At 45.1% G+C, this 6,241-nt stretch carries 5 protein-coding genes and 1 pseudogene; 5 read left to right on the forward strand and 1 reads right to left on the reverse strand.

What is annotated here, in order from left to right; genetic code table 11:
* From ftsA to lpxC, 3 genes and pseudogenes are all read left to right on the forward strand, one after another.
* Window positions 1–528 (forward strand): annotated as a pseudogene (gene ftsA / locus B3182_RS01940) (cell division protein FtsA); the annotation flags it as partial.
* Between the two features lie 132 nt (window positions 529–660).
* Window positions 661–1,821 carry a cell division protein FtsZ gene (ftsZ, locus tag B3182_RS01945; protein ID WP_292357852.1) on the forward strand — a complete coding sequence of 387 codons (1,161 nt, stop codon included), beginning with the start codon at window positions 661–663 and terminating at the stop codon, window positions 1,819–1,821.
* A gap of 73 nt (window positions 1,822–1,894) precedes the next feature.
* Complete coding sequence (gene lpxC, locus B3182_RS01950) at window positions 1,895–2,812, forward strand: UDP-3-O-acyl-N-acetylglucosamine deacetylase (protein WP_292357853.1); 918 nt, start codon at window positions 1,895–1,897, stop codon at window positions 2,810–2,812.
* Here the strand turns inward: lpxC and B3182_RS01955 are convergent.
* Window positions 2,809–3,261, reverse strand: coding sequence for a DUF721 domain-containing protein (locus B3182_RS01955; RefSeq protein WP_292357855.1), 453 nt, complete (start codon window positions 3,259–3,261; stop codon window positions 2,809–2,811). The genes lpxC and B3182_RS01955 overlap by 4 nt on opposite strands.
* Window positions 3,262–3,409: 148 nt before the next feature.
* Between B3182_RS01955 and B3182_RS01960 the strand changes: the two genes are divergently transcribed.
* Together B3182_RS01960 and secA are read left to right on the forward strand one after the other, a co-directional pair.
* A complete protein-coding gene (locus tag B3182_RS01960) occupies window positions 3,410–4,207 on the forward strand; it encodes a M23 family metallopeptidase (protein ID WP_414673336.1) in 798 nt (265 codons plus the stop codon).
* Between the two features lie 136 nt (window positions 4,208–4,343).
* Window positions 4,344–6,241, forward strand: a 1,898-nt coding sequence (gene secA / locus B3182_RS01965) for a preprotein translocase subunit SecA (RefSeq protein WP_292751334.1), incomplete at its 3' end; no start/stop codon positions are given.

Here is a 6,241-nt window from a genome sequence, read left to right on the forward strand (position 1 = left end):
GGTGTCTGCATCGTCGATATCGGTGGAGGTACAACGGATATTGCCGTGTTTATTGATGGTGCCATACGTCATACCGCTGTGATTCCGATCGCTGGCGATCAGGTTACTAATGATATTGCGGTGGCCTTACGTACGCCCACCCAGTATGCCGAAGAAATCAAAATCAAATATGCCTGTGCACTGACACAACTGGCACGGGAAGATGAAACCATAGAAGTGCCAAGTGTCGGAGACAGACCTCCTCGTCAACTGGCGAGACAGACACTGGCCGAAGTGGTTGAACCACGTTATGAAGAATTATTAATGCTGGTACAGGCTGAACTGCGTCGCAGTGGCTTTGAAGAAATGTTAGCTGCCGGAGTGGTATTGACCGGAGGCAGTTCAAAAATGGAAGGTGCAATCGAACTGGCAGAAGAAGTTTTCCATTTGCCGGTAAGGCTTGGTGTACCCCAGCATGTTGGTGGTTTAGTAGATGTAGTACGTAATCCAATCCACGCCACAGGTGTGGGTTTATTACTGTTTGGAAATGAACAAGTGAGTACCGGACACAGTGAATCTGTGATCTCGGATGGTTTTAAAGGAATGCTTGCCAGAATGAAAAGTTGGTTTCAGGGCAATTTCTGAGCAAGCCTTGTTAGTAAATAAAGAGGGGAGAAAATCATGACATTTGAATTGATTGATACATATACAGCAAATGCGGTTATCAAAGTCATCGGTGTAGGTGGCGGTGGCGGTAACGCTTTGGAACACATGGTGGCCAATAAAATCGAAGGTGTTGATTTTATCTGTGCCAATACGGATGCACAGGCTTTACGTAAAAGTAATGCCACTACACATTTACAATTAGGTACTGATATTACTAAAGGGCTGGGTGCCGGTGCCAACCCTGATGTAGGTCGACAAGCTGCATTGGAAGACCGTGAACGTATTATGGAAGTCATCAGCGGCGCTGATATGGTCTTCATCACTGCTGGTATGGGCGGCGGTACAGGTACCGGAGCTGCGCCAGTAGTCGCACAAGTTGCTAAAGAGATGGGAATTTTAACGGTTGCAGTTGTCACCAAACCATTTCCTTTTGAAGGCGGCAAAAGACTGAAAGTGGCTACCGCTGGTATTGAAGAGTTAAGTCAGCATGTAGATTCACTGATTACTATTCCAAATGAAAAACTGCTGAAAGTGTTGGGTAAGGAAATGAGCCTGCTTAATGCGTTTAAATCAGCTAATGATGTCCTGCTGGGTGCAGTTCAGGGTATTGCCGAACTGATTACCCGTGAAGGTATGATTAACGTTGACTTTGCTGACGTACGCACAGTTATGTCTGAGATGGGTATGGCTATGATGGGAACCGGCCGGGCTTCAGGTGAAAACCGCGCTGCAGAAGCCGCCAGACTGGCTGTTTCAAGCCCGTTACTGGAAGATGTTGATTTGGCGGGTGCGCGTGGCGTACTGGTTAATATCACCGCTGGCCTGGATATGAGTATTGGTGAATTTGAAGAAGTGGGTAACACTATTAAAGAATTTGCTTCAGAGGACGCAACAGTAGTGGTTGGTACGGTGATTGATCCTGATATGACCGATGAGTTACGGGTAACCGTAGTGGCAACCGGGTTGGGCGTTGCAAGAGCGGCAGTAGCAAAACCCGTTGAGACGACAACCGCAGCACCGCAAATCGAAATTGTTAAGAAGCCGGTTGACATTGACTATGATGAACCAACTGTTTTACGAAATGGTCGTAACAACGAACATAAACAAGTGGCTAATGGTGATGTCAACATGGATTATCTGGACATTCCGGCATTTTTGCGAAGACAGGCTGATTAATGTAGATGGTGAAGTCGTATAAGCCTATGATATTATTGTCAGATAATTAAACTAGAAAAGGGGGTAAAGCACCTTGATAAAGCAACGAACATTGAAAAATGTGATTCGTGCCACAGGTGTGGGATTGCACAGCGGTGAAATGGTCTATTTAACGCTGCGTCCGGCTGCCCCTAATACTGGCATTATTTTCCGACGAGTCGATCTGGATCCGGTTGTTGAAATCGAGGCCAAAGCTGAAAATGTGGGTGAGACAGCCCTGTCAACCACATTGATTCAGAATGGTCAGCGGGTCTCAACAGTGGAACATTTACTTTCAGCCTTTGCCGGGCTGGGTATCGATAATGCTTATATTGATCTCAATGCAGCAGAAGTTCCTATCATGGACGGCAGTGCCGGACCTTTTGTGTTTCTGGTGCAATCTGCAGGTATTGAAGAACAGGCAGTTGCTAAGCAATTTATCCGTATTAAAAAGCCTGTATTACTGGAAGATGGTGATAAATGGGCCAAGTTCGAGCCATTTGAGGGATTCAAAGTCTCTTTTACCATTGATTTTGAGCACCCGGCCTTTACCGGCAGACCACAACAGGTTGATGTTGATTTCTCCTCCACATCATTTGTTCGTGAAGTCAGTCGTGCCAGAACCTTCGGTTTTATGAAAGATATCGAAAAACTGCGGGAAATGAATCTGGCGCTGGGTGGTAGTATGGATAATGCCATTGTTGTAGATGATTTCCGTGTTTTAAATGAAGATGGTCTTCGTTATGAAGACGAGTTTGTCCGTCATAAAGTACTTGATGCGATCGGTGATTTATACCTGTTGGGCCATAGTCTGATCGGTGCATTCGTCGGACATAAATCCGGTCATGAAGTGAACAATCGACTGTTACGCAAACTCATTGCTCAGGAAGATTGTTGGGAACTGGTAACTTTTGAAGAAGATGCTGATGCACCTATTGTGTTCAGTCGGCCTGCCGCTTCAATTGTCAGCTAGGAGTTGTCACGAGTTTTACCTCGCTTAGCGAGTTTATGCAGCGCTGTTTTGAGCTGACCATCGTCTAACCCGGCGGCGGTCTGAGCAATCAGCGCTGCGTTGTTATTAGACATATCGATCATATTAGATTTTGCCGACTTCTCGGTCGGGTGCTGAGGTTTTACTTTTACCTCAACACGTTCAATTTGCGTAGACAACTCGCTGGAAAATGTTTTACAAATAGTAGCGGAATGAAAGCGTAATAAGCTGGCAATTGCCGCGTTTTCTGTATGTATGATGATTTTATTGTCTTTCATATTCGCCAGCTGGCAATGTCCTGCGAACTGCGAAGGTAAAATTTCTTGCAGAATGCTGTTAAGCTGGGTTAATTTTTGAGCGCGCTTCGAAATTTGTTGTAATTGCTGGTTTGCCTGGCAAACAGTACTGAAATGAAGCGGTTTATTTGACATGTCTCAATCCGGGACGAGGATAAGTATGCAGATTATCATAATATCCGCCGACAATACCGGCCACAAGCATTGGCATTTAAGCCGAACGAAATTGATGCTGCTAGTCACATTTCTATTAACCATGACGATTGCGATAACTGTCTCTACAATGAATTATATAAAAGATAAGACAGCTATTAACGATACAGTAGACTCAAAATTTTTCCCAACCGCTCGACTCCTCACCCCGAAAACCGATCCCCTCTCTATCAGTGATGACACAACCGCAAATGAAGCCATTCAGGGTTTTTACGCGCAGCAGTTAGGGGGCTTACAGGCTGAGGCCATTCGTCTGAAAATGCTTAGTCAGCGATTAGCTGAAATTGCAGGTTTTGAACTTTCTGACTTTGATTTGGAATTTGCTCCCGGGATGGGGGGTATTGAAAATTCCGGTGACTGGTTATCAAACGCCGAATTTGAAGAAAGTCTGGTTCGTCTCTCACAGGATTTTGCTGATCAACAGGATACCTTGACGGCATTACAAGAGTTTCTGATTACAAATGAGAATATCGCCGGAGCCATACCAAGTGGTCGTCCTGTGGTTGATGGCTGGTTATCTTCTTTCTATGGCTATCGCGTTGATCCATTTAATGGGAAAAAAGCTTTCCATGATGGACTCGATTTTGCCGGAAAAACCGGTAGCTCAGTGATTTCTGTGGCGGATGGAATTGTCAGCTGGGCGGGCATGCGTGGTGGATACGGTGGACTGGTTGAAATTGACCATGGAAATGGCTATGTAACCCGCTATGCGCATAACAAAACCATCAATGTCAGTACCGGAGATCGTGTTAACAAAGGAGATGTTATTGCGCTGATGGGATCAACTGGTCGTTCAACTGGACCTCATGTTCATTTCGAAGTATTAAGAGACGGTAAATCCGTTAATCCGTTTAATTACATCGAATAATTCCTCTTGTATTTGAAAAATCAGACACCACTTAAAAAAATGCGGTGAGTCTTCGATCTTCCCAACAGTACGCGTTATAATCACGCGTTTAATCAAACTGTCGTCAATTCGGCACATTCAACAGGTAGTTTAAGTCATGGTAGGCAAGTTTTTCAGTAAGGTTTTTGGCAGTCGTAACGATCGTGTAATCAAAAAACTGCAAAAACAGGTCAGCCTCATCAATGAATTGGAAAGCGAGTATGAAAAGCTTGACGATGCCGCTTTAAAATCCAAAACCATAGAATTCAAACAAAGACTGGATGATGGGCAAACACTGAATGATATCCTGGTAGAAGCATTTGCTGTCGTACGTGAAGCCGGTAAACGCATTATGGAAATGCGCCATTTTGACGTGCAGTTGATAGGCGGTATGGTGCTGAATGACGGAAAAATTGCCGAAATGAAAACCGGCGAGGGTAAAACGCTGGTAGCTACGCTCGCAGTATATTTGAATGCCCTGAGCGGGGAAGGCGTCCATGTTATTACCGTCAATGATTACCTTGCCAAACGTGATGCGGCCTGGATGAGCAAACTTTATGGTTTCCTCGGTTTGACCACAGGCGTCATTGTCAGTGGACTGAGTGGTGACGAACGGCGTGCAGCATATGCTGCAGATATTACCTACGGTACCAATAACGAATTTGGTTTTGATTACCTGCGCGATAACATGGCCTTTCGTCTCGAAGATAGAGTGCAGCGTCCATTAAATTTTGCTGTTATCGATGAAGTTGACTCCATCCTAATTGACGAAGCCCGCACGCCATTGATTATCTCTGGGCCAGCTGAGGACAGTTCTGAGCGTTATGTGCAGATAAACAAGTTGATTCCCAGTCTGACCCGGCAGGAAGGTGAAGATGAAGATATCACCGTGCCGGGTGATTACACCATTGATGAAAAAAACAAACAGGTACATTTTACCGAAGCTGGCCATGAAAAAATTGAGCATTTATTAACCGAAACAGGCCTGTTGGATGAAGATGCCAGCCTGTATGATGCGGCCAATATTGGTTTGATGCATCACGTAACTGCAGCGCTTCGTGCACATGTATTATTTCATCGGGATGTTGAATACATTGTTCAGGATGATCAGATAATCATTGTCGACGAATTTACCGGTCGTACCATGCCCGGACGTCGCTGGTCAGAAGGCTTACACCAGGCTATTGAAGCCAAGGAAGGGGTCAAAATTCAAAACGAAAACCAGACCCTCGCTTCCATTACTTTCCAGAATTACTTCCGTCTTTACAAAAAGCTGTCCGGCATGACCGGTACAGCGGATACTGAAGCCTATGAATTGCAGTCAATCTATGGTCTGGAAGTTGTGGTTATTCCGACACATCGTCCAATGCAGCGTAAAGACGAAGCCGATAGAATTTATCTGACAGCAAAAGAAAAGTTTGATGCGATATTGCTTGATATTCAGGACTGTGTGCAGCGAAAACAACCTGTTCTTGTCGGTACGGCCTCAATTGAAAGCTCAGAATATCTGGATAAATTACTGACCAAAGCCAAAATTCCACATGAAGTTCTGAACGCAAAATTTCATGAAAAAGAGGCACATATTATCGCTGAAGCGGGTAAACCGGGATCAGTTACTATCGCAACCAATATGGCGGGTCGTGGTACAGATATTGTTCTCGGTGGCAGTCTTGAAGCAGAGCTGGACAAGCTGAGTGAAGAGGCTGATGAAGCTGCTAAAGCTAAAGTGAAAGCCGAATGGCAACAACGTCATGATTTGGTTTTGCAAGCGGGTGGTTTACATATTATCGGTACCGAACGACATGAATCACGTCGTATTGATAATCAGCTGCGTGGTCGTTCCGGTCGTCAGGGTGATCCGGGCTCAACCCGTTTTTATCTGTCGCTCGAAGATAACCTGATGCGGATTTTTGCTTCTGAACGCATGGCCGGATTGATGCAGAAACTGGGTATGGAAGAGGGTGAAGCTATTGAGCATCCATGGGTCAGCAGAGCCATTGAAAATGCTCAACGTAA

Origin of the sequence: Methylophaga sp. UBA4204, assembly GCF_002379485.1 — a bacterium.
Classification (GTDB): Bacteria; Pseudomonadota; Gammaproteobacteria; order Nitrosococcales; family Methylophagaceae; genus Methylophaga.

Bases quoted from the DNA above. Each gene is read 5' to 3' on its own strand.
- ftsZ (WP_292357852.1), top strand. From the start codon at position 661: ATGACATTTGAATTGATTGATACATATACAGCAAATGCGGTTATCAAA.
- B3182_RS01960 (WP_414673336.1), top strand. From the start codon at position 3,410: ATGAATTATATAAAAGATAAGACAGCTATTAACGATACAGTAGACTCA.
- B3182_RS01955 (WP_292357855.1), bottom strand. From the start codon at position 3,261: ATGTCAAATAAACCGCTTCATTTCAGTACTGTTTGCCAGGCAAACCAG.